Raw genomic sequence first — 24,548 nt, forward strand, 5'->3', positions numbered from 1 at the left:
TCGACGGCCGGCTCACCGCCGGACGACGTTGAACAAAACCGACCGAGTTCCACCGATCGCTACACAGACCCGCCGGCGGCTCTGCTGGTGCTGCGAGGTCCAAGCGGGTGAGATGTCCCAGGCCCCCGGAGATCAACCAAAGGAAGCGACGGCTTACCGGCGATCGAATACCGTGGCCCTCCAACTGGAGCGCACGCACTCGTGTGGGGACTGCCAGGTCTCCGCCCGGCGGAGCCCTTTACGGGCGCTGAATCGTACCGTCCGCCGAGACGTGGGCGGCATGCGAGCCGAAGTCCTCCTCCGACACGCTTGATACAAGGTCGATTGCCTCCCCGCCCGGCTCCGGCGTGCCAGGCTCCACGATCTGGGTCGGGCGCAGCTGTCCGGACACGTAGGAGCCGTCGGCGCGGAGAGTGACCTGTAGCACGCCGCTGGTTGAGAGGGTGCCGCCGAGGCCGAGCACCTCGTAGGCGGCGAAGTTGCCCAGGCTGTAGGCGATCAGTCGGCCCTTGTAGAACTCCATTCCCCGCATCACGTGTGGGCCGCTGCCCACCACGAGGTCGGCGCCGGCGTCGATCACCGCATGGCTGAAGCGGTAGCTGTCGCCGCGGTCCTCGCCGAGGAAGTACTCGGTGCCGGGCTCTACGTGGGTGCGGTCCGAGCCCTCCGCGCCGGCGTGCATAGTGACGATCACAAGGTCCGCCATCCGCGCGGCGCGGGCGGTGAGCCGCTTTGCGGCAGGAATGTCCGTGAGGTCGTTCGCCCCTCGGTCGGGGGCGAACCCGATCAGTGCGACCCGGATGCCGTGTACCCGCTGGGTGGTGATCTGGCCCAGACGGCCGGTGAACGGCAGGTTCACGGATCGCAGGGCGGCGAACGTCTCGCGCCGCCCCTCCGCCCCGAAGTCGTCGATGTGATTATTCGCCACGTTCATGACAGTGAAGCCGGCCTTCTTGAACCAGCGGCCGTAGGACGGCGGAGTGCGGAACGCGAAGCAGTTCGGGCTGTCGTTGTCGTCGCACTTGCTGGGCCCGCCGGTGGTGAGTGTGCCCTCCAGGTTCCCGAGCACCACATCACCGGCGAGCAGGTCGTCGACAGAGTCGAAGAACGAGGCGCCGCCATCCGGCGGCAGGGCATCCGGCAGCGAGCCCATCACGACGTCCCCCACGGAAGTGATCCGCACGTTGCCTGTGGGGCGCGGCGGCGGCGCCGGTGCACCGGACGCCTTGATCTTGGTCGTGCGTAGCGGGACATCGGCGGAACCGAGAGAGGCTGCGCCCTCTGATCCGACACGGAACACGAACGCCGCGATGACCAACACGCCGGTCCCAGCGAGACCGAAGGCGAAAGGGAGGTGACGGCGTACCGCCGTCTGCCGCTCGCGCCGCTGCTGAGGGCGATGTCCGCCGGACCTGATCATCGTCTCATGCTACGAAGCGGGCGCCCAAGCTTACGCGCAGTGCGCTCCAACGGCGTGTCCCCTACGCCGTTGCCGCACGCGCTCGACGCCGTCTGCGCCGCCTCAGCGTCACGGCCGTCAGCCTGGCCGCAGAAGACACGGGTGTAGAGGCCTCATGCGTGAACCGGCTGCCGGTCCGGCGCAAGCAGACGTCAAGAGGGCAAGGAATTGCTGTCGTCCGGAAGGCGGCGGCCGATGTACGTTCCATGGCAGATGCGAGAGTTGTGGTGGGCAGCTGCCGCGGGCGCGATCGCTGCCGGTGCAGAGCCAGTGCGCACGTTTGCCCGAGCGTTATGGTCATGGGGCCGCCGGGACGGCGATGACTTCCAGGTCGGGTGCCTGGGGCGGGTCGGCGACAGACCGGTAGGCGCGTACCCCGGCGATCGCTCCGGCCCCGGAGGCACGACGAACAGCCGCCCTGTGGAGGAACCGTTGTGGAGGCTCAGTAGGATCGCGAGCCCGCCCCTCGGCGTGCGGCCCGCTCCGATCACCGCGACGGCACCCGGCTGCAGCGGAGGCTGCAGACTGACGACGTCGGCGACCCGGGCTCGGGCCTCCACGGCACTGGAATACGATTTTATCCTCGTTGAGTCGGACGGTGCAGCGGACTTCGAGTCCGCTGCCGGAGGCCAGTGCGCCGCCGTTGGCCCAGATGAACGGCATCGCGCCGTAGATGTAGGCGCCGCCGACGGCGAGGCCGTACAGATCGGGCTCGGCGGCCCGGATCCTCTTCGCGGTGGCGGTCAGTCCGGCCTGCGACGTCGCTACGCGCAGGCCGAGTTCGCGCTGGACGTCGGTCCGGTAGTACAGCGCCCGGATGCCGACGAAGTACGGCGCCCTGTACACCCTGCCGTCCACGAGTCCGCCGTCCCGCACATAGCCGGCGGTGTCGGTGTTGCCGTACTCGATGACGTCGGGTGCGGACCCCGGGTCGTCGAAGGCGGTCTTGACCCGCTGGGCGCGGGTCTCCACCGGGATGTACTCGACGGTGACGTGGGAGCCTTCGTGGGCTTTGCCGAAGTCGGCGAGGACAGCGTCGACGACGCGCTGCTTGGGCTGGTTGTCGACCTCCTGGAAGAGCCAGACGCGCAGGGTGCCGGTCTTCTCGTCCTCTCGGAGGGGGAGTTGCCGGAGGTCCGGGGCGCGCAGGCGGCGGCCGGGGCGGCGGCGAGCGCGATGAGTCCCGCACGGCGGACGGACAGGTTCATGGAGGGTTCCTCGCATGAGCGTTGCGGCATGCGCAATGACGGTTTCACTGCGTCCGCGGACGTGCGTCAGCGCACCGGGAAACCGAACGCGTACCCCTGCTGCTTCAGCCAGGGCAGCAGGGTGTGCAGCGCCTCCACCGTCTGGGAGCGGTCGCCGCCCGCGTCGTGGAAGAGGATCGTGGGACCGTTGGTCAGCTCGCCTTCGACGGTCGAGATGATCGCGGCGCTTCCCGGCCGCTCGAAGTCCTTGGAGTCGACGTTCCAGCCCAGGGGCCGCATTCCGTGCGAGGCCGCCAGCTTCCGGCTGTAGGGGGTGAAGGCACCGCCCGGAGCCCGGTAGTACATCGGCCGCACACCGCCCGACGCCTTGGTTATCTGCCGTTCCGCGTCGATGATCTGCTGCGACTGGTAGGCCTCGGGCTTCTTGTCCATGGCGGTGTCGTGCGACACCGTGTGGTCGCACAGCCGGTGACCGGCGGCCACCACCTGCCTGACCAGACCGGGGTGGGCCTCCGCCTGGGGGCCGACCATGCAGAAGGTCGCCTTCACGCCGTTGTCCCGCAGCACTTGGAGCACCTGCGGGGTCCAGGTCGGGTCCGGGCCGTCGTCGATGGTGATGTTGACCGCGTGCGCGCCCCGGTCGGAGGCGTGCACGATCTCCACGGACACCGGCGCCGCCTTCGGCGCGGTGGGCCGGGTGGACTCACCTGGTGCCGCCCCGCCGCTCTGCCCTGCCTGCGCCGTCCACACCGAGGTGGCGGCGGCCACCGCCGTGACTCCGAGCGCCGCAGCGACCACCCGGCCGTACCATCCCCGCCCGCCATGCCGCGCCATGTCCGTCCGCCCCCTGCTGTGTTGGTGGGTTCCCGTGCACCTGGCAGGACGGCGGGGTCGGAGCACGGGATCCGTCTGTTACGGATCACGGACAATTCCGGGGCGCTTCCGCGACAGTCGCGCTCCCGGGCGGGTCCGGAAACGGCGTTACAGACGTGGGGGGGTGGGGGAAACGGCGCGTCATGCGGGTGAAATACGGCGACACCCGCCGGTCGGGGGCGGAGCCGTACCCGGTGTGGGCCGGCCCGGAGTGACGGAAAGGGACAGCGCAGGCTGGTCGGCACCATCGGCGGCGGCACGTACCACCGTTCGGCCTCCCCCTCGATGCGCGGCGGCAAGGGCGTCTGTCAGCGGCACCTGCGCCTGACCGCACCCCGTGCCCGCAGGTGAACCGCGGCCCGCCGGAATCCGCCGACGGGCTACTGGCCCCCGTCCCCTTCCGGCCCACCCGCGAGGCGGGTGGGCCGGAAGGGGTCATTTGTCGCGGCCGGCTGCCTCACCAGTAATGGCGACGACCGGCGACCGCGTGCCCCATGGATCCCATGATCCACAGGATGGCTCCCACCACCAGCAGGATCACGCCGATGGTCCACAGGATCGAGATACCCGTGACGAAGCCGATGATGAGCAGGATGATGCCGAGGGCGATCATGACGTGCCTCCAGCTGGTAGTGGTGCTCCTGACCTACGAGTGCCCCCAATGCGGCCGGAATCGCATCCGGGGCACGAAAAACTTCGCGAATCGCAGCCGTCCGTGTTTCAAGAAGTTCGGTCCGCATTGTTGACTCGTCGTTTCGGCGGCCTCACATTACTTAGCGGTAGAACCCCGCGGTAATCCCGCGGCGGGTCTCTCGTCGCCGTCGTGCGTGCGCGGTCCGCCACGCCCCGCCGGCTCGCACGCCCCACGCGCACCGCCTACGCACGCCGGACCGCCTTCGCGCATCGGACGGTCCTCGCACGTGGGACCGCCTTCGCGCATCGGACGGTCCTCGCACGCCGGACCGCCTTCGCGCATCGGACGGTCCCCGCACGCCGGACCGCCTGCGCACGCCGGACGGTCCTCGTACGTCCCTGCCCCGACGGAGCCGTCTCGCTGTGGCGATGCCGCGCGCCCCGTGACACCGCGCCCGTGACGCCGCCATGCCCGTTCGTCCGTCCCGTGTCCCGCCCCGACGAGGGAGAGCCATGCCCGTTCCTGCCCTGCGCCGTGTCCTCGCCGCGACGTCCGCGGCCGTCGGTGCGCTGGTCCTCGGTCTCACCGCGGTCCCCGCCCAGGCCACCACCGCCCGTCTGGACTACGCGGCGCTGGGGGACAGTTACAGCGCCGCCTCGGGTGTCCTGCCTGTGGACCTGAGCAGCCCGCTCTGCCTGCGCTCCACCGCGAACTACCCCCGCGTCATCGCCTCCCGGACGGCGGCGCGGCTGACGGACGTCACCTGCGGTGCCGCCCAGACCAAGGACGTCACCGAGGCCCAGTATCCCGGCGTCGCCCCTCAGGCCGACGCGGTCACCGCCGACACCGACCTGGTGACCCTGACGATCGGCGGCAACGACAACGGCACCTTCATCAACGCCGTGACCGCCTGCGGCACCGCGGGCGTCCTCAGCGGGGGTCAGGGCAGTCCCTGCAAGGACAAGTACGGGACGTCCTTCGACGACCAGATCGACACCGACACCTATCCGGCGCTGAGGACCGCGCTCGGCAGCGTCCGCGCCAAGGCCCCGCACGCCCGGGTCGCGGTGCTCGGCTACCCGTGGATCACGCCCGCGACGGCCGACCCGTCCTGCTTCGCCAGACTGCCCCTCGCCACCGGCGACGTGCCCTACGTGCACTCCCTCCAGGCGCACCTCAACGCCGTGGTGCGGCGCGCCGCCGAGGAGACGGGGGCCACGTACGTGGACTTCTCCGCGGTCTCCGCAGGACACGACGCCTGTCAGGCCGTCGGCACCCGGTGGATCGAGCCTCTCCTGTTCGGCCAGAACGTCGTCCCGGTCCATCCCAACGCCCTCGGCGAGCGGCGCATGGCCGAACAGACCCTGAGCGCCCTCGGCCTCGGCTGACCGCGCGCCGGCCGCCCGGGCCGCGGCTCACGCGTCGCTGAACAGTGGGTCGTACGGGGACGAGCGCTCACGGCCCGACATGAAGGACAGGAAGTCCCGCACGAACGCGGGGCGGGTGTACGGAACCCCGGTGCCGGCCGTGTCCCGCCGGAAACCGCGGCGGAACAGTGCCCGGTACTCGTCCGCGTCGACGCGCTGGTCGCCGTCCGTGTCGGTGACGTCGAAGAGGACCTCGGCGACCCTGATCAGGGCCGGACCGGCGAGCGACGGCACGGCCTCGGCGTACTCCCGCGCGCTGACCCGTCCGTCGCCGTCGGTGTCGAGGGCCGCCTGGAGCTCGCGCCACCAGCCGGCGAAGGCGTCGTAGAGCCGGGTCTCGTCCGGCTCGTCCAGATCCAGACGGCCGGCGACCTCCCGGGCCATGGCGGCGAGGTCCGGCCAGTCCACATAGCCGTCCCCGGTCTGGTCGAGCACCGCGGCGAAGAACTCCTCGGCGCTGCGCGTACCGGTCCCCCCGCCGGGATCCGGCTCCGGCACGAGGGGCATGAGCAGCCGGACCAGGGCGCCGGCCCGCTTCATCCGGTCGCTCAGCGCGCTGATCGTCCGGGCCCGGGGATCGTCGTCGCCGGGGGAGAGGGCGAGCAGCTTGATGATGCCCTCGGGCTGGATCCAGCCGTCCGGGAGGAACCGGGCGAGGCCCGCGGCCAGATAGGCGCTCTGCATCAGCGTCTGGGCGCCGGGCGTCTCGGGCAGGCCCGCGCGCCGGCGGAAGGGTTCTGGAAGGGACGCCACAGTGATCACACCGATGACGGGACCGGCTACCGCGCGGCCGGCCGCCCACATGGTGGGCAGGCCGTTCAGCAGCGGCGGCGCGGGGAGGTGGTCGAAGAGCCGGTAGAGGATGACCCGCATCGCCTCCGTGTTCTCCAGCCGTTCCTCGACCACACGGTCGTAGTACGGCCAGAACTCCTGGAGTGTCGAAGGAAGATGGTCGGCGTCGCCGTCCAACGCGGCCAGGTAGGAGCGGAATTCGGCGTAGAGCCGCTCCATGACCTTCTGCTCCAGGGGCTGTCCGCTGAGGCGGCACATGGTCACGCTGCTCTCGAAGAGAGTCGCGACCACCCAGGCCCGCACCTCGGGGTCCATGGCGTCGTACGGCCGGTGGTGCGCGTCGGCGCCCTTCAGCCGCGCGTGCAGCCGGTTGAGCCGTGCCGCCTCCCTGTGCCGCACGTCGTCGTCCGGGCCGAACATGCGCTGCAGGCTCACCACCGTGTTGCGGAGCCGGCGCCAAGGGTGGGCGACGAACGTGGAGTTGTCGATCAGGGCCGCCCCGACCTGCGGGTGGGCGGCCTCCAGTACGGTCGCCCGGACGACGGCCAGCGCCCAGCGCGGGTCGTGGAAGAACGTGTGGAACCGGCTGTCCGGGCCGAAGAGGGATGCGTCGTCGTGGGCGGCCGGGCCGGGTTCCCGGTCGTGGTGATCGGCACCGGCGCCGGTGCCGGCGGACCCCTTGCTGCCTGAGTCGGTCACGGCCGTCCCTCTCCGTTCTCGTTCGGCGTCACGCCGCCGAAGCGGCGATCGCGCTGCTGATAGGTGTGCAGGCACTCCAGGAAGTGGGCCGCGCGGAAATCGGGCCAGAGGACCGGCGGGAAGATCCATTCCGCGTAGGCGACCTGCCAGAGCATGAAGTTGGAGATGCGCTGTTCCCCGGAGGTACGGATGACGAGGTCCACATCGGGTGTGTCGGGAAAGGGCAGGTGAGCGGCGAAGCTCCGCTCGTCCACGGCCTCGGCCGGCACCCCGCTGCGGATCAGCGACCGTGCCGCCGCCACGATGTCGCCACGGCCGCCGTGATCGAACGCCACGGTCAGCGTCATGCCCCGGTTCTCCTTGGTCAGCGTCATCAGGTCGGCGAAGTCCCGGGCCAGCGCCGCGGGGATGCGCGGATCCGCCACTCCGAGGAACCGGCAGCGGATCCCGCGCAGGTGCAGCAGCGGGGCGTGTTTGCGTACCACGCGGCGGACCAGCCGCATCAGGAAGTCGACCTCGGGGCCCGGCCGTTGCCAGTTCTCCGTGGAGAACGCGTACAGGCTCAGCCACTGCACACCGGCCGTCCGGGCCGCCTCGATCACGTCGATCACCGTCGCCTCCGCCGCGCGGTGACCCGATGTCCGGGGCAACGACCGCATCGCCGCCCAGCGGCCGTTGCCGTCCATCACACAGGCGACGTGCCGGGGCGCCCTCCGGCGCCCCCCGCCCTGCGGACGGCCCCGCTCCGGCCCGGGGAGCGCGGCGGAACCGTCGATGGCTTCCTCAAGCGTCACGCCTGCCCCCCCAGCAGCGACGAGCGGACCCTCCGCCACTTCACGGCCCTCTCGGCTGACGGGCCGGATCGTCTCCAGCAGAGTGTCAGGCACGGGCTGCGGAGACGGCGCAACGTCCGCGGTTCACCCTTGGTACTGCTGTCTGAGGGCGTGAGCGGACGCCGGATCCAGGGGTAAACCCGACCGGGACACGAATCCGTGCGACAGGGTGGTCGGCACCGGGCGTTCTCGGGTGGCCGGCCCTGGTGGACTCCGGGGGCGGTCATGACGCTTGCTTCCCCACGGAGCGACTGGCTCGGTCCGGTCAGGTGCGCCGGGTGTCCCCAGCGGGAGATCCACGTCCCCGTCGACACCACGCCGGTCTGCCGCACGGACGGCCTGATCGGGCGCCGCGGTGAGAGCCTCGACGCCGGTCCGGAGCGGTTTTCCGCAGTCCGCACGCGCGACCGCCGGGCTCGGTGCCCACGACGTCTGCGCCCTGTTCCTCCAGGTGCCGGGCACGGAGCTGCCGGACGACCGTGCCCTGCTCGTCGTCCGCTTTCCCGCCCATCGCGGGTCTGCCGGCGAGGCGCTGATCCGTCCCTCCCGCGGTCCCGACGGCATGATAGTTTCAAGTTCAACAAAATTGAGTCGCAGGAGACCAGGTTGACCAGTCCCGTCCCGGCCGGCGCCGCCCGGCCGGTCTTCATAGACAAGCAGAGCCCCAAGGCGTACCACGCACTGGTGCAGACATCCGAGGCGGTCCGCACGGTCGCCGCCGACGCCGGGCTGGACCGCGTCCTGGTGGAGCTGGTCAACCTCCGGGTCTCACAGCTGAACGGCTGCGCCTACTGTCTGCACGTGCACACCCGGGCCGCGCTGCGGGCGGGCGACACCCCGCAGCGCCTCGGGGTGCTCGCCGCCTGGCGCGACACCGAGCTGTTCACCCCCGCCGAACGAGCCGCCCTGGCCCTGGCCGAGGCGACCACCGCCGCGGCCGATGCCGCCGCCCGGGACGCCGCCTACGCGATGGCGCGGGACGTGCTCACCGACGACCAGACGGCCGCGGTGATCTGGGTGGCCGTCACCATCAACGCGTTCAACCGGGTCTCGATCATGAGCCGGCATCCGGTGCGGGCCGAGCCGTGAGGCGGTGGCACCCCGCCGTGGGCTGACCCGCGGGGGCCGGCGCCCCTGGCCGGTCGCGTCGGGCCGGCAGAGGCCGGCGCCCTGCGCGACGCGCTGACCTCCGACCGGGGCGCGCCTGCGCCGGTCACCGCTCCCTGAGCGGCCTCACGTCGGCTGGCGCTGCTCCTCGGCCGGGACCGGCAGCACGATGATCCGGCCGACGGCCCGGCTGAGCAGTGCCACGCCCACGACGATCAGCAGGGCCCCGCACGCCTCGGGCACGAGCCACCACCCGGTACGGATCCGTTCGTCGAAGAGGGTGATGCCGAGGATCAGGCTCACCACCGCGTCGCCGATGGTCAGCGCGGGCTGTGCGGCGGCCAGTGGCCCGGCCTGGAGCGCGTTCTCCAGCAGGAGCACGGCGGCGGCGCCGGCGAGCGCGAAGCCGTACGTCTGCCAGGACCGCAGGAACGCCGTGAAACCGTGGTCGGCGAACGTGCCGCTGGCCGACTTCAGCAGCGCGGCGGTCAGGGCGTTGCCGGTCGCGGAGGCGGCCGCCAGCAACGCGGCGCGCCGGGCCGGAGCCCGTCCCCGGCCGGCCAGCAGCACCGCCACGGCCATCGCGCCGACGCACAGACACACGGCCGGGATCCACCGGACGAGGGGCGCCTGATCGGTCGCGCCGTGCGGGGCCGCGGCGATCAGCAGAACGGCGAGACCCGCCACGCAGCCGCCGACGCCCCACCAGCCCGAGCGCGGCAGCCGCCGGTGCATCAGCGGGGCGGCGACGAGCAGCGCGAAGGGCAGTTCCAGGATGAACAGCGGCTGGACCAGTGCGAGGGGACCGTTGACCAGGGCCAGGCTCTGGAACAGGGCGGCGCAGACGACGCCGGCCATGCCGATCATCCAGAACGGCCGGTGCACCAGCTCCGCGAGCAGCCGGAGCCCGCTGCGGCTGCTCGCCGAGGCCGCCTTGCGCTGGAACGCGGTGCCCACGGCGTTGCTCGCCGCTCCCGCGACGGCGAACACCGCGGCGAGTTCGATCACGGCCATCTCCTGCCTGCGGCAGACCTCCCGGAGGAGTATCGGGCTCTCTCAGCGTACGGAAGGCGGCGCCGCCGTGCCGCGCGGCCGGCCCCGCCCGGTGGTTCCCGGGCGGGGCCGGCGGCAGAAAGCGGATCAGGCGACGGACAGGTCGTCCGCGAAGACGGCACCCTGGCCGTACCAGCCGTGGACGTACACGGTGACCGTGCCCGAGTCGCCGGTGGTGAACGGCACCGTCAGCTTCGACCACGACGACGCGGAGGCCCAGGAGCTGGCAGTCGCGCCACCGCTGACGCCGAGGTAGGCGTACGGCCCCTGCACCCAGCCGCCGAGCGTGTACGACGTGTGGGGCTTCAGGGTGAGGGTCTGGGCGCACTGCCCGGTCTGCGCGGCGGACGGTGCCGTCTTCAGCGCGTGGCCGCCACCGTGCGCCGGCGTGGACACCACCGAGGCACCGCTGTCGCAGGTCCAGGGTGCGAGCGAGCCGGTCTCGAAGTCACCGTTGGCGAGGGTGGCGGTGCCGCCCGAGCCGTTCACGGTCAGGGTGAACGTGGCGCTGTGCCTGGTCGCGCCCGCGGTGCCGGTGACGGTCAGGGGGTAGGTGCCGGGCGCCGCGGAGGCGCCGGCCTTCACCGTCAGGGTGGCCGTGCCGCCCGCGGTGACCGAGGCCGGGCTGAGCGTCGCGGTCACCCCGCTCGGTGCACCGCTCACCGCCAGGTCGACGCCCTGGGCGCTGCCCGCGGTCACCGACGTCCGCACGGTCGCCGTCGTCGAGCCGCCGGGGGCGACGGAGGCGGTGGCGGGGGAGAGGGAGACCGAGAAGTCGTTCGCCGGGGGTGTCGTCGTACCGCCGGTGAAGGGCGCGAAGGTGTGCGTGAAGTACCAGGTGTCCTGGGCGATGCCGGAGCAGGTGTCGGAGGCGGGGGAGCCGGGGCAGCCGCCGTTGTCGCGCTGCAGGGCCCAGAAGGACAGGGTGTTGACGCCCTTGGCGACCGCCCAGTCGTACACGGTCGTGGCGTCGGCGGTGGTGAAGGTCTCCGCGGGGCCGTAGTCGTCCACGCCCGGCATCTCGGTGACGCCGATCATGTTCCACAGCTGGGTGTCCGACAGGTTCGGGTACAGCCCGGCGAGCTGGTCGTGCAGCCCGCTCGCCGCCGTCTGCGTGTCGGTGGCCATGTGGTGCGTGGCACCGTCGTAGTAGTCGAACGTCATCAGGTTGACGACGTCCACCTTGGCGCCCGCGGTCTTCGCGCTGCGCAGCACGGCGAGTCCGCTGTCGGCGAGTCCCGTCGTCGTGGTCGGCAGGGTGTAGGAGAACTGCACCGACCGGCCGTTGGCGGCGGCCCAGTCCTGGACCTTCTTGATGGCCTGGTTGCGGCGGTCGACACCGGCCGTGTCGGTGAGGGAGTTGTCCTCCACGTCCATGTCGAGCCGCGAGACGTCGTAGGTGGTGATGATCTTCTCGTAGGCGGCGGCGATGGAGTCCACGTTGGTGCAGCTGTCGGCGATCTCGGTGCCGCCGTTGTCGGCGGCGTATCCGCCGAGGGAGGGGATCACGTCACCGCCGCGCGAGCGGATGGTGGTGAAGTCGGAGCCGAAGACCGAGGCGGCGACCGGGGTGGCGGTGTCCCCGTTCCAGTACGGGGTGCACGAGCCCTTCTTCTCGGTCTGGAGGAAGGCCATGGTCAGGTACTTGGCGCCGGAGGCCTGGGCGAGCGCGGCGGGGCTGTCGCCGTTGTAGGCCTCGAAGTAGGGGGCGAAGACGTGCGCGGGCAGCGGGGTCGCCGCGTGCGCGGCGCCCCCGAAGCCCAGGGCGAGTCCGGCGGACGCGGCCAGTGTGGCCACGCCGGTGAGCAGGGCGCGTACGGATCTCGGACGTCTCATCGGGAACTCCCGGTTAGCGAACGACAGGCGAGAGAACAGGGGTCGCGCTGTGCAGCCCGGCCGGGGCTATTGGTCTAGGCCATGATTGGTCTGGACCATCTGACGGTCAAGGTGTGCGGGTGGGCTTTTGCACGTTCATGGGAATCGACCGTGCTCGGCCCGGCCGCTCTCCTGACGGAGTGTCATGACCGGGGTGCGGGCGCGCGCTTCGTTCGCTGTGCCCGTCGAGACCGACGCCCTCGGGCCCGCGCGGGGGCCCGAGGGCGTCGGATGCCGGGTGTCCCGGGTGTCCCGGGCGGGGCGCGGTCAGCCGCCCCAGACGGACCAGGACGTCGTGCCGTGCACGGACATCAGGGCGGCGAGCGTGACCAGGTCCGCGATGCCCAGCCCCAGTCCGAGGAGCGCGCGGAACCGGCGTGGTGTGTCCCGGCGCAGGGCGATGACCGCCAGCGCGATGGCGATGGGGCCGAGGACGAGGTTGAGGACGAGCAGGCCGACGAGTCCGAGCACGAAGGAGGCCACGGCCATGCCTTCGGTGTCCTGCCGGCCCGTCCGGCGTGAGGGTGGCGCGGTCAGCCGCATCGTCAGACCCTCCTCGTCCGGTCGCGGCGCCGCCGTTCGCGTCCCGCGAAGACGAGGAGCCAGACGGCGATGAGCGAGCCGAACAGCAGGGTGACGGCCCAGGGGAGATAGGCCGCCGAGCCCACGACGACGCCCAGCAGGAGCAGTGCGACCACCAGGAACAGCACGCTTACCTCCTCGGGGCGGGGGCGGGGGCGGGGGCGGGGGCGGCGGCGGCGGACGGCGGATTGCCGGCCTGGCTGTGCGGCGGCTTCTGTGACCACATTGTCAACGCGTTCATGACACCGCGGGTTACCCGTGAGCGCCCGTCTCACGCAGCAATCGCGCACCCGTGGCGCGGTCCTGACGGTCCGACGGTTCTCGCATGAGTGCCTGAGGGAACGCCGACAGCGCCCGGGGGCGGGTGAGGCCCGCTTCCCTGGGTGCCGCCCCCCGTGCCGCCCGGTCCCCTCAGGTGGCGCGCGTCCCACCGCCCCGCCGGATACGGCCCAACAGGTCCCGGTGGTAGGCCGCGAGCCGGCCCGCCGGCACCGGGGCGGGGCTGCCGGAGAGGGTGTACCAGGTGTCATCGCCCGAGTGCTGGATGGCGACGCGCACACTGATGCCGTCGGCGCGCAGGATGGTCGCGACGGTGAGGTCACCGGTGATGACGCCGACTTCGTCGGTCATCGCGCCGCCGGGCCCCGCCGTGACCCGGTCGACGTAGCTGCTGACGCTGGGAGGGTTGTTCATGGGGCGCAGGTTTCCATCACCCTGACCGGAGTGTCCCGCACCGCGCGGGTGTCGTGCGCGCGTGTCGCCGTGTCGGGCGTGCGGCGGGGCGCCGGCGGCCCTTTCGGAACCGGGGGAACCGGTACGCCACCGCGCGGACGGCTGATTCCCCCCCGCACCGCTTGGGGACACCGTGCCCGTGCCCGTGCCCGTGCCCGTGCCCGTGCCCGTGCCCGTTGACGGTCGCTCGGCGGCTCGGACCGGGGCGCCCCCCTGGCCCGAAGACGGCCACGCGTGCCGCGGGTGCCGGTGAGCGTGGGTACGGAGGTGTCCCCGGGGCCGCATGCGGGCAGCCCCGGGGCTGGGGGTTGGGGCTCGGGGCCGCCGGGGCGGTCAGGCCGCGACGCGCTCCGCGAGCTGCCGCGCCCTGGTGGCCGCGGCCTCGAAGGCGCGGTCGCGGGAGGCCTCGGCCAGCGGTACCAGGTCGGCCATCGCCGGGTTCTGCGACGCCATGGTCAGCTCCGGGACGATGAACTCCAGGTCCAGGCCGAGGCCGCCGGCGAGAACGGCCTCGAGGTAGTTCTGTACGTACTCGTACCCCTCACGCGGGGTGCCCGGCGCGTAGGAGCCGCCCCGGCTGGCGACGACGGTGACCGGGGTGCCCTTGGCGGACGGGTTCTCGCCCCCGGTGCGGCCCATGAGGATCACGTTGTCCAGCCAGGCCTTGAGGGTTGAGGGGATCGTGTAGTTGTACATCGGGGCGCCGATGAGGATCGCGTCGGCCTGCTCCAGCTCCTCGATCAGCTTGACGCGCTCGGCGAAGAGGGCTGCCTGCTCGGGAGTGTGGGCGGACTCGGGGACGAAGCCGGCCAGGTGCGCGTCGGCGGTGATGTGCGGAACCGGCTCGGCCGCGAGGTCGCGGTAGACGACCGTGCCCTGCGGGTGCTGCTCCTCCCAGTGCTTGCGGAAGGCCTCCGTCACGGCGCGGGAGGCCGACGCCTCGGTCGGGAACACGGACGAGTCGATGTGCAGCAGGGTGGCCATGAGGTCTCCGTAAGGGGCTGTGTGAGCAGAACAGGGGGTGCGGCCGCACGGCAGGAGTGCGGGCTCATTTTTCGTACTGGACTACTTTTAACACATGGACTTACTTTTTTTCATCCCCCTACGGCGGCGTAGTACCCTGGGGCCATGGCGGCGGAGGAGAACCACGACAGTGCGGCGTGCAAGAGGGTGGACGACGGCATCACCCGTGTCTTCGAACTGCTCGGCAAGCGCTGGAGCGGCCCGATCGTGGCCGTCCTGGTGGAACAGCCCGCCTACTTCGCCGACCTCCGACGGGCCGTCCCCGGCATCAGCGAACGCATGCTCTCCGACCGGCTCGCCGAACTCGGCGCGGCCGGCCTCGTCCTGCGCGAGGTCGACGAAGGGCCCCCGCTGCGCGTCTCCTACCGGCTGACCGAAGCCGGTGCGGCCCTGGAACCCGCGCTCCGCGAACTCGCCGAGTGGGCGAAGTCCCACCTGCCGGACGCGGCGGCGTGCCCCGAGACGGCCCTGGAGCGACAGCACCAGGCGGAGCCGCACGCTGTGGACGCGCGGTCGCACGCCTGACGCCGACCCGGCGGGCGCCATGAGGCCGGCGCACACCCGACCCGGGTTTCACCCAGGGGGAGTCCGCGGAGAACCGCGTCTCGGCATCCGACCGTGCGGTCACCTCCCCGCGCGCCCCGGGCGGGCCCGGTCAGTCGACCGGCCAGGTGTGCACGGGCGCGTTGAGGTGCATGTAGTCGATGTACAGCTGGGTCATCCGGCGCAGCGCCTCCTGGCGGCCGGTGCCCGTGGTGGCGTCGATGTGATGGAACATCTCCTTCTGCCACACCGCTCCGTTGCGCGCGGTCACACACCGCTGCTCGATGACGCCGAGCAGCGGCTCCCGCCATGCCGCGTCCATCCCGGAGCGTTCCAGGCCCCGGTGCGCGAGCGGCAGCAGCCGCCGCAGCACCAGCTCCGGCACCGGGACCTCACCCGTCCCGGGCCAGTACAGCAGCGCCTCGATACCGTTCCGGGCGGCGGCGTGCAGATTGTCCTCGGCAGCAGAGAAGGACATCCGCGACCACACCGGCCGGTCCTCCTCCACCAGGGCCCGGGTCAGCCCGTAGTAGAAGGCGCCGTTGGCGAGGGTGTCGGCGACGGTCGGGCCGGCGGGCAGTACCCGGTTCTCCACCCGGATGTGCGGGCGGCCGTCGGCGACGGCGTAGACCGGCCGGTTCCAGCGGTAGATCGTTCCGTTGTGCAAGGTGAGTTCGGACAGTTCGGGGATGCCGCCGCGGCCCAGCGTCGCCACCGGATCCTCCTCGTCGCACAGGGGCAGAAGGGCGGGGAAGTAGCGCAGGTTCTCCTCGAACAGGTCGAAGACGCTGTTGATCCACCGCTCCCCGAACCACACCCGCGGCCGTACGCCCTGCACCTTGATCTCCTCCGGACGGGTGTCGGTCGCCTGCTCGAACAGCGGGATCCGTGTCTCGTGCCACAGCTCCCTGCCGAACAGGAACGGCGAGTTGGCCGCCAGCGCGACCTGGACCCCGGCGATCGCCTGCGCCGCGTTCCAGTAGTCGGCGAACTCCTCGGGCGCCACCTGGAGATGGAACTGCGTGCTGGTGCACGCCGCCTCCGGGGTGATCGTGTCCGCCAGCGTCCGCAGCCGGTCGGCCCCGTCGATCTCGATGCGCAGGTCCTCGCCGCGGGCCGCGAAGACCTGGTCGTTGAGCAGCCGGTAGCGGGGGTTCTCGGACAGCGCCCCCTCACCGATCTGCTCCTGCCGGAGCGTGGGCAGGATCCCGACCGTGATCAGGCGGGTGCCCACCGACCGCGCCCGCTGGTCGGCGTGGTTCAGGGCGGCCCGGATCTCCGACTCCCACGCGTCCGGACCGCCCGCGACCAGCCGCCGGGGCGGGACGTTGATCTCCAGGTTGAACCTGCCCAGTTCGGTGGACCACGCGGGGTCGGAGATCGCCTCCAGCACATCGCTGTTGCGCATCGCCGGCTCGGCGTCGTCGTCCACCAGGTTCAGCTCGATCTCCAGGCCCACCTGGGGCCGCTCCGCGTCGAAATGCGACTCGCGCAGCATCTGCGCGAACGCGTCCAGGCACTCCTGCATCTTGATCCGGTACCGGCGGCGGTCCTCGCGGGTGAAGACGAGCGCCGGGACGTCACGCCCCATCGGCCCTCCAGGTCCCCTCGGCGGACACCTCTCCACCCAGCGTCGCATCCTCGCGCGACGGCCACCAAGCGGATGCCCTCCCGGGCGCGCACCTGCGCACACGTCGTCGCGGACGCCACGAGGGCCACCCGGCGGCCCCCGCCGCACTCCGCCCGCGCAGGCCGCCCCCCGCTGGAGGCCGGGCCGCTGGTGGGCGTCGTGCGCGGCCGGGCCACCGGTGGACGTCGTGGGCGGCCGGGCCGCCGGTGGATGTCGTGCGAGCCCGTGACGCTGGTGGATGTCGTGCGAGCCCATGACGCCGGTGGACGCCGTGCGCGGCGCCCGACACACCGAACGAGCCCTCCCGCGCCCGGAAACCGGCCGTCACCCGGTGGTTCACCGGTCACGGCTGTTGGGAAGATGGGCGCATGACCATCTCGCGCGGCGCCCGCCGGCCCACCATCGCCGATGTGGCCGAGGCCGCATCGGTGTCCCGGACGACGGTGTCGCACGCCCTCAACGGCATCGGCAAGGTGGATCCGCGGACCCGCGAGCGCATCAAGAAGATCGCCGCCGAGCTGGGTTACCGGCCCAATCTGCGCGCCCAGCGGCTGCGCCGCGGCGAGGCGAGGGCCATCGCGCTGGCCTCCTCGATGCCGTTCGCGGTGGCCGGCGGCCCGTCCCGGCTCGGCTTCTACATGGAGGTGGCCGCCGCGGCGGCCGAACGGGCCCTCGTCCACGAGTACGCGCTGGTGCTGATCCCGCCCGTGCAGTCCGGATCCGCGCTGTACACCGTCGACATCGACGGCGCCATCGTGGTCGAGCCCGCGGCGGACGACGCGGCCGTGGCCCAACTGCGCGAGCGGGGGCTGCCGTACGTCACCCTGGGCCGGCCCACCGCGCCCGACGACGACGCCCCCTACGTCGACCTGCACGGCGGCCGGGTCGTCGAACTGCTCCTGGACCACCTGCGCGCCCAGGGCGCCCGCCGCCCCGCGCTCGTCGTCGGCGCGGGCACCCGCCACTCCTCGGTCGACGCCCGCGCCGCCTACGAACGCGCGGCGGAGGCCCACGGATGGACCCCGGTCATCGCCACCGCTCCGGAGGACGGCGGCGAACAGGCGGGGTACGACCGGTGTGCCGCGCTGCTCACCGAGCATCCCGGCGTCGACGCCCTGTGCGTGCTCGTCGACGCGTTCGCCGTCGGTGCGGTACGGGCGGTGCGTGACACGGGCCGCCGTGTCCCCGACGACGTCATGGTCGTCACCCGCTACGACGGTCTGCGCGCCCGCACCTGCGAACCCCCGCTCACCGCGGTCGACCTGCGCCTGGACCGGGCCGCGGCGGACGCGGTCGAGCTGCTGCTCGGACGGCTGAGCGGGCAATCCGGCGGTCCCCGCGGGGAGCCGACGGCCGACACCGGTACCGGCGTGGTGACCGAGGCCGGTGCCGGCCCCGCCGACGACGCGAAGGGCGCCGGGCGCGGGGTGCCGGCCCCCGGGCCACGGCTCGTCGTCCGTGCCTCGTCCCTGCGGCGGCGGTAGGGCGGGGCCCGGCGTCCCGCCCTACGGCTCAGCTGCCCGCGATCAGGACCACCCCGGACACCAGGGCGAACGCCAGCACGAAGGCGCGCATCCTCCTGGCGTCGACGCGCTCGTGCACCAGACGGCTCAGCCAGGCACCCGCCGCGAGCGCGGGCAGCAGCAGCACCGCCCAGCCCATGTCCGCCGCCCGGCCCCGGCCGGTGGCGAAGAGCAGGGCCAGCGAGGCGACTTCGCCGACCAGGAAGCAGACGGCGACCGTCGCCCGCAGCTCGGCGGGCGGCCGGTGCTGGTAGACGAGGGCGAGCGGCGGGCCGCCCACACCGGTCGCCGTCTCGGTCAGCCCGGTGACGACACCCGCGCCCACATAGGCGCCGCGCCCCGGCACGAAACCGGGCACGACGAGGCTCACCACCGCCGCCAGCACCGTGGCGGCGCCGACGACCGTCCCCAGGTCGCCCTCCGGTACGACCCACAGCAGCGCGAGACCCGCCGGGGTCGCCGTCAGCCGCGCGGCCGTGATCCAGCGGGCGCCCCGCAGATCGAGGCTGTGCCGCTCCCGCCAGGCGACGTACAGGTTCAGCGGGATCATCGAGGTCAGCACGAACACGGGCAGCAGTCCGGGATCGAGCAGACCCGCGACGGGCGCCACGATCAGCGCGAAGCCCAGCCCGCTGGTGCCCTGCACGAACGCCGCCGCCGCCACGGTCAGGGCCAGTACGGCGAGCATCCCCCCGGTCACGCCGAGCCTCCGGCGGAACCGGCCGGGGTGGAGGCGAGGCCGGGGGTGGAGGCGGTGGCGCCGGCTGGGGCGGGGGCGGGGGCGGGAGGCGCGGTCGGACGCGGCGCGGGGTGGCCTGCCGAGGCCGTTGCCGCTGCCGGTGTCTCTGTCTCTGCCGTTGCTTCTGCCGTTGTCTCTGCCTCTGCCTCTGGTGGCGCCGCTCTCGTCGCCTCCGCCGCTGCCGGCCCGGGCTCCGCCGTCACCGGCGCCGGGTGTGCCGGCCGCGTGGACCCCGCCTCGCGCCACGCCCGCACCGATGTCGGATGGGCCCGTGTCACCTCGGCCCGTCCGACCACCCGCCGGGCCAGTTTCGCGGCCCGGCGGACCAGGGCCGGGCCGTCCCAGTCCGGTGGCCAGCCGTGCCACAGCCGCAGCCGGCCCGCGACGAACACGGCGGTGAGCTGGTCCCGGTTGCCGCGCCGGACCAGCTCCCAGGGGAGGTCCCAGGACGGCTGCATCTCGGGTCCGCTGACGTCCACGAGCAGGAAGTCGGCGGCATGGCCCACGGCGACCCGCCCGGTGAGCCGGCCGAGCCCGACCGCGTCCGCGCCGCCCGCGCCGGCCCGCTCCAGCCAGGTCCAGCCGGCTCCGCAGGACGAGTCGCCACCGGCCAGACCGTAGGTGAGCCGCTGGGCGGACTCGGCCGCGTCCGCGAGGCGGAAGCCGTCGCCGCGCGTGCCGTCCGTGCCCAGGCCGAATCTGATGCCGCGTTCGGCGAAGGCCGTGGCGGGAGCGACCGCGTTGCCCTTCCAGGCGCTGGCGACCGGGTTGTAGCTCACCGCGGCACCGGTGTCGGCGAGCAACGTGACCTCGGCCGGGGTGAGCAGCGTCGCGTGCGCGGCGAGCAGTTGCGGACCGAGCGCGCCGACCCGGTGCACATACTCCAGGGGCCGCATCCCGTACCGGACGAGAGAGCGTTCGACGGCCACGAGGTGCTCGTTCACATGGATCTGGACGACGGCCCCCGCGGCGGCGGCCAGACGTGCCGTGGCGGCCAGCGTCGGCCCGGTCGCCGCCTCCGGGACGGACACGGCGAGCGAGGGGTGGACCAGGTCGTCGTCGCCGTAGCGGGCCAGATGCCGTTCGGCGGCGGCGAGCACGGCACGGGAGTCGGCGTCCTCGCCGGTGCCGTCCGCGGCGTCGTTGCAGACCAGACCCAGCACACAGCGGATGCCCGCGTCCCGCGCCGCCGAGGCGAGGACGTCCACGTCGACCCGGGCGCGGGTGCCGGACTCGGCGACCGTGGTGAATCCGCCGCGCAGCGACTCCAGGACGGCCAGTTTGGCGGCGACGTACGCCGACTCCTCGTCCAGCGCCCGCTCCAGCGGCACCCACACCCGGCGGAAGATCTCCGAGGGCTCCCCGAAGGCGAGGGCGCCGCCGAAACTCTGCGTCAGATGGTGATGGGCGTCGACGAAGCCGGGCATCAGCACATGTCCGGACAGGGGCAGGGGCGTCAGCGAGGGGTGTGTACGAACGACCCGCTCGACCGGGCCGACATCGCGGAACACGCCGTCCCGTACCACCACCGCGTGCCCGTCCAGCGGGCCGTCGGGGGTCAGCGTCACATCGGGGACCAGCAGCAGCGTGTCGTGGCGCAGCCGGTCCGGGGTCAGCTCGGTCATGGTTCTCCGTGGTTCGGGCGGACGGGCGGGCTGTCGTCGGTGCCGGGGGTGGTTCACGCGCGGGCGGCCGTACCGGGCGCCTCGGCCGGTACGGCGGTGGCGGCGACGGAGGGGGCGGCGGCGGTCCCCCGGCCCAGGTGGTGGAAGAACACGTTGAGGACGGCGGCGGTCAGAGCGCCCACGGCGACCCCGCTCTCCAGCAGGATCCGTACGCCGGACGGGAAACCGGCGTACACACCGGGCACCAGGACCGGCAGGAGCCCCAGCGCCAGCGCGACCGCGCACGTGAGCGCGGCCGTGTGGTCCTCCAGCGACGCCCGCCCCAGCATCTGCACGCCCAGTACGGTGATCACCGCGAAGACGGCCATCGCGGCGCCGCCGACCACCGCCGAGGGCATGACGCTGATGGCCCGGGCGACGGGGGTGAGGAAGCCGAGGACCACGAGCACGGCGCCCGCGGCGGCCGTGACGTACCGGCTGCGCACCCCGGTGACCCTGACGATGCCGATGTTCTCCCCGCTGGTGACCATCAACGGCAGCCCGAAGAAGCCGCCGAGCAGTGAGGTGAGGGCGTCCCCGCGGACGGTGCGCGGTACGTCCGACCGGATGTCGATGTCCTTGCCCACCGCCTCGGCGTTGATGACGGTCTGCCCGGTCGCCTCCGCCATGGACGCCAGGCTGTACAGCATCAGGGGCAGCGCGGCGACGAGGTCGAAGACGGGCGTGCCGAACGGCAACGGTTGGGGCACGCCCACCAGTTGGCCGGAGAGCAGGGCACCCGCGTGCACCTGGCCGGTGAGGCAGGCGAGAGCCGTGCCCGCGGCCAGTCCGAGCATTACCGCGAGCCGGCGCAGTACTCCGCGCAGCAGCCGGGTGAAGAGCACGATCAGGCCGATCGTGGCGAACGCGAGCCCCAGCCGGGCCGGGTCCGCGAAGCCGGGCGCCCCGGGCTGCCCGGTGACCAGCAGCGCACCGACCTTCACCAGGTTGACCCCGACGATCACGATCATCGTGCCGATGACCAGGGGCGGGAAGAACCTCAGCAGCCGCGTGAACACGGGCAGGACGAGGAACGTGAACGCGGCGGTGAGGAGCACGGCGCCGGTGGCGGTGCGCAGTCCGTGCTGCTGCGCGATGGACATGAAGAGGATCAGTGGCGCGCCGCCGGGCAGCATCACGAACGGCAGCCGGGGGCCGAACTTCCACGGCCCGAGGGACTGGATCAGCGATCCGACGCCGGAGAGCAGCAGGGCGGCCGAGAGCAGATCTACGGTGACGCCCGGGTTCAGCCGGAGGGTGGCGCTCATCAGGAAGATCGCGGAGATCGGTGTCGCCGCCATGACGAGGACGTGCTGGACGCCGAAGAGCAGGATCCGGCCGAGGGGCCGGGACTCGTCGACCGGGTGCTCGGCACCGGGGGGGACTGGACGCGGGGACTCGGGTACGACGGGATACGGGGACTCGGGTACGACGGGATACGGGGACTCGGGTACGACGGGATGTTCGGGACTGGACACGCGCGGGCTCCGTTCGGCTCGCTCGGCTCAGGCTTCGACGATCCGGCCGTGGACGGCGGCCAAATCGATTTGGCCAATCGATTCGGCGGTCAGTATGGAGGTGCCACGGGGGTGTCGGTCAAGGGGGCGGACACGGTCGGCCTGATGCCTCGTGATGGAGGGAGACGGCAACGCCCCTTCGGACGCGCCGGCCAGGTTCGCCGTGATCATGGGGTGCGCGCCGGGTCAGCCGATGCCCACGTTGGTCGACCCTCCGAAGGCTGACCCACGCTCAACCAGGGTTCCGGTCGGCCGGAGTCAGGCGGTCAGGTGGTCTTGCGGGCCACGCCGCCGTAGAAGCCGATCTCCTCGGACCGGGGCGGCGGCGGGGCGTCCGGACGCCAGAACGGCACCTGGGCCAGGCCCGGTTCGAGGAGTTCGAAGCCGTCGAAGAACCGCTCCACCTCGGCGTGGCCGCGCAGGTTCAGGGAGGCGGTCGCCTTGGTGTACACGGCCTGGGCGGCGCTGCGGTCGGCGAAGTCGCCGGTGGCGTGCGAGAGCACCAGGAAGCTGCCGTCGGGCAGCGCGTCGCGCAGTGTGCCGACGATCTCGGCGGGCCGGTCCGCGTCGGAGAGGAAGTGCAGGACGGCGACGAGGAGCAGGGCGACCGGCTGGCCGAAGTCGATGAGCCCGCGCACGTCGGGGTGGTCCAGGACGGAGCGCGGGTCGCGCAGGTCGCCGAGGACGATACGGGTCGTACCGGAGCGGCTGAGCAGGGCGTTGCCGTGCGCGGCGACGATCGGGTCGTTGTCGACGTAGGCCACGCGGACGTCCGGCGCCAGCGCCTGGGCGACCTCGTGCACGTTCGGCGACGTGGGCAGCCCGGTGCCGATGTCCAGGATCTGGCGGACGCCGGTGCCCACGACGTGGCGGACGGCGCGTTGCAGGAAGGCGCGGTTCGCCCGTACGCCGATCCGCGCCTCGGGCGCCGCCGCGGCGAGTTCGTCACCCGCCCGCTGGTCCACCTCGTAGTGGTCCTTGCCGCCCAGGAGGTAGTCGTAGATCCGCGCGGGATGCGGTCTGCTGGTGTCGATGTCCACGGCCCCGAAGCCGTCCCCCGTCACGCTGCGCTCCTCTCCACGGCCGGCCTGCCCCGGATGCGTACCGGCCGAGCACAGCTTGCCATACCAACTCGCCTGCCGGGTTCGGCACTTCCGGCGGGCGGCGGGCGGACGGCGGGCCTCGCGGGGCGACTGTCGCTCACGGGGCGACCGCCCGTCGGACCAGCGGCGGTGTCCACGTTCCCCCAGGGGTCGCCCCCCCCGGGCCTCGCCTGGCCGGTCATCGGGGTCCCGGTGGGTCGTCCGCGGTGCTCCACCTGGCCGGTCCTCGGGGTCTCCGGGGTGGCCCCCGGGGCCGTTCTGGGTGGTCGTCGGGGTCGCCGAGGGTGGCTCGCGGCGCTTCACCCGGCCGGCCCTCAAGGTCCCCTGGGGTCGTGTCCCGGTGCATCGCCTGGCCGGCGTCGGGAAACCGGTGTCGCCCGCCTCGCTCGGCCGACCTCCGGGGTCGGTCGCCCCGGGGGCTCAGGCGGCCCGCGCCGGTTCCGGGGTCCCACGGCCGCCCGCGGTGCCTCACCCGGCCAGTCCTCTCCGGATGGCCCGCAGGCGCCCGTCGTCGGAGGGTGTGAACAGGGTCGGTGGTCCGGGTGTGTCCGCCGGTCGTCCCCACGGACCGGCACGCCGCCCCGGCCGCCCGAGCGGCGGCGGGCCGACCGCAGGGGCGGGGAACGGTCAATCCATGCGCTCGGGCCGTTCCCCGCCCCGTCGTGCCCCGGCCGCGGGTGACCCCGTCGGCCGGCCCGTCTGTGCGGGAAGGCGTTCCCGAATCCTCGGCGTGGGAAGTCCGCACGCGCTTGCCGTTGGAAACCGATCGGTTTACGGTGGGGGAAACCGATCGGTTTCCGACTCTGGAGGCGTCATGACGTCGATCAAGAACTCTGTCGCACTCGTCACCGGCGGCAGTCGCGGGCTGGGCAAGGCGCTGGTCGAGGAGCTGTACGCGCGTGGCGCCGCCAAGGTGTACGCCACGGCCCGTGACCCGCGCAGCGTCACGCATCCCGACGCCGTACCCCTCGCGCTGGAGGTCACCGACCCCGGGTCCGTCGAGGCTGCGGCGGCACAGGCGCAGGACGTCACCGTCCTGGTGAACAACGCCGGCATCTCACTCGGCGCGCGCTCCTTCCTGGACGCCCCGGTCGACGACGTGCGCCGGGAGTTCGAGACGAACTTCTTCGGGCCGCTGCTCGTCACCCGGGCCTTCGTGCCGATCATCGAGCGCAACGGCGGCGGACACCTCCTCAACGTCCACTCCGTGCTCTCCTGGGTCGGCGTCGCCGGCTCCTACAGCGCCACCAAGGCGGCCCTGTGGTCGCAGACGAACTCGCTGCGGCTGGAGCTGACTCCGCGGGGCATCGGAGTGACCGGTCTGCACGTCGGCTACATCGACACCGACATGGCCGCGGACGTGGACGCGCCCAAGTCCAGCCCCCAGGGCGTCGCCGCGCTCGCGCTCGACGGCGTGGAGGCGGGGGCGTACGAAGTGCTGGCCGACGACATCAGCAGGCAGGTGAAGTCCGGACTGTCCAAGGACTTGGCGGCGCTGTACCCGCAACTGGCGGCCTAGGGGCTGTCGTTTC

The 24,548-nt window shown here is 72.6% G+C and carries 20 protein-coding genes and 2 pseudogenes; 5 read left to right on the top strand and 17 right to left on the bottom strand.

Annotated features, from left to right (window positions below; all coding sequences use genetic code 11):
* Positions 1-238: 238 nt before the first annotated feature.
* The 4 genes and pseudogenes from AB0B40_RS28290 to AB0B40_RS28305 all read right to left on the bottom strand — a co-directional run bounded on the left by AB0B40_RS28290 (position 239) and on the right by AB0B40_RS28305 (position 4,153).
* On the bottom strand, positions 239-1,321 hold the full coding sequence (locus tag AB0B40_RS28290; RefSeq protein ID WP_362266241.1) for a CapA family protein: 1,083 nt from the start codon (positions 1,319-1,321) through the stop codon (positions 239-241).
* A gap of 753 nt (positions 1,322-2,074) precedes the next feature.
* A pseudogene (locus AB0B40_RS28295) lies at positions 2,075-2,667 on the bottom strand (extracellular solute-binding protein); the annotation flags it as partial.
* Positions 2,668-2,733: 66 nt separating this feature from the next.
* Positions 2,734-3,501, bottom strand: a complete 768-nt coding sequence (locus AB0B40_RS28300; RefSeq protein WP_345059244.1) for a polysaccharide deacetylase family protein — start codon at positions 3,499-3,501, stop codon at positions 2,734-2,736.
* A 496-nt stretch (positions 3,502-3,997) separates the two neighbouring features.
* A complete protein-coding gene (locus AB0B40_RS28305; RefSeq protein WP_189301413.1) occupies positions 3,998-4,153 on the bottom strand; it encodes a DUF6131 family protein in 156 nt (51 codons plus the stop codon).
* A 533-nt stretch (positions 4,154-4,686) separates the two neighbouring features.
* Between AB0B40_RS28305 and AB0B40_RS28310 the strand changes: the two genes are divergently transcribed.
* Complete coding sequence (locus AB0B40_RS28310) at positions 4,687-5,562, top strand: SGNH/GDSL hydrolase family protein (protein ID WP_362266243.1); 876 nt, start codon at positions 4,687-4,689, stop codon at positions 5,560-5,562.
* 27 nt (positions 5,563-5,589) lie between these two features.
* Here AB0B40_RS28310 and AB0B40_RS28315 read toward each other — a convergent pair whose 3' ends face one another.
* Positions 5,590-7,092 carry an oxygenase MpaB family protein gene (locus AB0B40_RS28315; RefSeq protein WP_362266245.1) on the bottom strand — a complete coding sequence of 501 codons (1,503 nt, stop codon included), beginning with the start codon at positions 7,090-7,092 and terminating at the stop codon, positions 5,590-5,592.
* Positions 7,089-7,886: a polyprenyl diphosphate synthase gene (uppS, locus tag AB0B40_RS28320; protein ID WP_362266247.1), complete on the bottom strand. Its 798-nt coding sequence runs from the start codon at positions 7,884-7,886 to the stop codon at positions 7,089-7,091. Before uppS ends, AB0B40_RS28315 begins: the two co-directional genes overlap by 4 nt.
* A gap of 645 nt (positions 7,887-8,531) precedes the next feature.
* Here uppS and AB0B40_RS28325 point away from each other — a divergent pair.
* Positions 8,532-9,014 carry a carboxymuconolactone decarboxylase family protein gene (locus AB0B40_RS28325; RefSeq protein WP_345059256.1) on the top strand — a complete coding sequence of 161 codons (483 nt, stop codon included), beginning with the start codon at positions 8,532-8,534 and terminating at the stop codon, positions 9,012-9,014.
* A gap of 144 nt (positions 9,015-9,158) precedes the next feature.
* Here the strand turns inward: AB0B40_RS28325 and AB0B40_RS28330 are convergent, their stop codons facing one another.
* From AB0B40_RS28330 to AB0B40_RS28355, 6 genes are all read right to left on the bottom strand, one after another.
* Positions 9,159-10,040, bottom strand: coding sequence for a DMT family transporter (locus AB0B40_RS28330; RefSeq protein ID WP_362266249.1), 882 nt, complete (start codon positions 10,038-10,040; stop codon positions 9,159-9,161).
* A 132-nt stretch (positions 10,041-10,172) separates the two neighbouring features.
* Positions 10,173-11,921 carry a glycosyl hydrolase family 18 protein gene (locus tag AB0B40_RS28335; protein ID WP_362266251.1) on the bottom strand — a complete coding sequence of 583 codons (1,749 nt, stop codon included), beginning with the start codon at positions 11,919-11,921 and terminating at the stop codon, positions 10,173-10,175.
* Positions 11,922-12,227: 306 nt separating this feature from the next.
* A complete protein-coding gene (locus tag AB0B40_RS28340) occupies positions 12,228-12,503 on the bottom strand; it encodes a DUF4190 domain-containing protein (RefSeq protein ID WP_362266253.1) in 276 nt (91 codons plus the stop codon).
* 2 nt (positions 12,504-12,505) lie between these two features.
* The gene (locus AB0B40_RS28345) at positions 12,506-12,670 is read right to left on the bottom strand and encodes a hypothetical protein (RefSeq protein ID WP_345059264.1); all 165 of its coding nucleotides are present in this window, start codon (positions 12,668-12,670) and stop codon (positions 12,506-12,508) included.
* Between the two features lie 283 nt (positions 12,671-12,953).
* The gene (locus tag AB0B40_RS28350; RefSeq protein WP_362266255.1) at positions 12,954-13,235 is read right to left on the bottom strand and encodes a hypothetical protein; all 282 of its coding nucleotides are present in this window, start codon (positions 13,233-13,235) and stop codon (positions 12,954-12,956) included.
* Positions 13,236-13,607: 372 nt separating this feature from the next.
* Complete coding sequence (locus tag AB0B40_RS28355; protein ID WP_345059268.1) at positions 13,608-14,258, bottom strand: NAD(P)H-dependent oxidoreductase; 651 nt, start codon at positions 14,256-14,258, stop codon at positions 13,608-13,610.
* 144 nt (positions 14,259-14,402) lie between these two features.
* Between AB0B40_RS28355 and AB0B40_RS28360 the strand changes: the two genes are divergently transcribed.
* Positions 14,403-14,822: a helix-turn-helix domain-containing protein gene (locus tag AB0B40_RS28360; protein ID WP_362266257.1), complete on the top strand. Its 420-nt coding sequence runs from the start codon at positions 14,403-14,405 to the stop codon at positions 14,820-14,822.
* Positions 14,823-14,952: 130 nt separating this feature from the next.
* Here AB0B40_RS28360 and AB0B40_RS28365 read toward each other — a convergent pair whose 3' ends face one another.
* Complete coding sequence (locus tag AB0B40_RS28365) at positions 14,953-16,431, bottom strand: glutamate--cysteine ligase (protein ID WP_345059272.1); 1,479 nt, start codon at positions 16,429-16,431, stop codon at positions 14,953-14,955.
* A gap of 407 nt (positions 16,432-16,838) precedes the next feature.
* Here AB0B40_RS28365 and AB0B40_RS28370 point away from each other — a divergent pair, with 407 nt between their 5' ends.
* Positions 16,839-17,954, top strand: coding sequence for a LacI family DNA-binding transcriptional regulator (locus AB0B40_RS28370; protein WP_345059274.1), 1,116 nt, complete (start codon positions 16,839-16,841; stop codon positions 17,952-17,954).
* 28 nt (positions 17,955-17,982) lie between these two features.
* On the opposite strand, the gene AB0B40_RS28375 is transcribed toward AB0B40_RS28370, so the two are convergent.
* The 4 genes and pseudogenes from AB0B40_RS28375 to AB0B40_RS28390 all read right to left on the bottom strand — a co-directional run bounded on the left by AB0B40_RS28375 (position 17,983) and on the right by AB0B40_RS28390 (position 22,977).
* Positions 17,983-18,693, bottom strand: a complete 711-nt coding sequence (locus tag AB0B40_RS28375) for a sulfite exporter TauE/SafE family protein (protein ID WP_345059276.1) — start codon at positions 18,691-18,693, stop codon at positions 17,983-17,985.
* 293 nt (positions 18,694-18,986) lie between these two features.
* Positions 18,987-20,357, bottom strand: a pseudogene (locus tag AB0B40_RS28380) (amidohydrolase family protein); the annotation flags it as partial.
* 53 nt (positions 20,358-20,410) lie between these two features.
* Entirely contained in the window at positions 20,411-21,874 is a 1,464-nt protein-coding gene (locus AB0B40_RS28385; RefSeq protein WP_362266259.1) for a solute carrier family 23 protein, read from the bottom strand.
* A 305-nt stretch (positions 21,875-22,179) separates the two neighbouring features.
* A complete protein-coding gene (locus tag AB0B40_RS28390; RefSeq protein WP_362266261.1) occupies positions 22,180-22,977 on the bottom strand; it encodes an SAM-dependent methyltransferase in 798 nt (265 codons plus the stop codon).
* 853 nt (positions 22,978-23,830) lie between these two features.
* Between AB0B40_RS28390 and AB0B40_RS28395 the strand changes: the two genes are divergently transcribed.
* Positions 23,831-24,535: an SDR family oxidoreductase gene (locus AB0B40_RS28395; RefSeq protein WP_345059280.1), complete on the top strand. Its 705-nt coding sequence runs from the start codon at positions 23,831-23,833 to the stop codon at positions 24,533-24,535.
* Positions 24,536-24,548: the final 13 nt, after the last annotated feature.

The sequence above is a fragment of the Streptomyces sp. NPDC042638 genome (genome assembly GCF_040647235.1).
GTDB classification, from domain to species: domain Bacteria; phylum Actinomycetota; class Actinomycetes; order Streptomycetales; family Streptomycetaceae; genus Streptomyces; species Streptomyces rameus.

Bases quoted from the DNA above. Each gene is read 5' to 3' on its own strand.
- AB0B40_RS28300 (WP_345059244.1), bottom strand. From the start codon at position 3,501: ATGGCGCGGCATGGCGGGCGGGGATGGTACGGCCGGGTGGTCGCTGCG.
- AB0B40_RS28305 (WP_189301413.1), bottom strand. From the start codon at position 4,153: ATGATCGCCCTCGGCATCATCCTGCTCATCATCGGCTTCGTCACGGGT.
- AB0B40_RS28310 (WP_362266243.1), top strand. From the start codon at position 4,687: ATGCCCGTTCCTGCCCTGCGCCGTGTCCTCGCCGCGACGTCCGCGGCC.
- AB0B40_RS28335 (WP_362266251.1), bottom strand. From the start codon at position 11,921: ATGAGACGTCCGAGATCCGTACGCGCCCTGCTCACCGGCGTGGCCACA.
- AB0B40_RS28340 (WP_362266253.1), bottom strand. From the start codon at position 12,503: ATGCGGCTGACCGCGCCACCCTCACGCCGGACGGGCCGGCAGGACACC.
- AB0B40_RS28350 (WP_362266255.1), bottom strand. From the start codon at position 13,235: ATGAACAACCCTCCCAGCGTCAGCAGCTACGTCGACCGGGTCACGGCG.
- AB0B40_RS28355 (WP_345059268.1), bottom strand. From the start codon at position 14,258: ATGGCCACCCTGCTGCACATCGACTCGTCCGTGTTCCCGACCGAGGCG.
- AB0B40_RS28360 (WP_362266257.1), top strand. From the start codon at position 14,403: ATGGCGGCGGAGGAGAACCACGACAGTGCGGCGTGCAAGAGGGTGGAC.
- AB0B40_RS28365 (WP_345059272.1), bottom strand. From the start codon at position 16,431: ATGGGGCGTGACGTCCCGGCGCTCGTCTTCACCCGCGAGGACCGCCGC.
- AB0B40_RS28370 (WP_345059274.1), top strand. From the start codon at position 16,839: ATGACCATCTCGCGCGGCGCCCGCCGGCCCACCATCGCCGATGTGGCC.
- AB0B40_RS28395 (WP_345059280.1), top strand. From the start codon at position 23,831: ATGACGTCGATCAAGAACTCTGTCGCACTCGTCACCGGCGGCAGTCGC.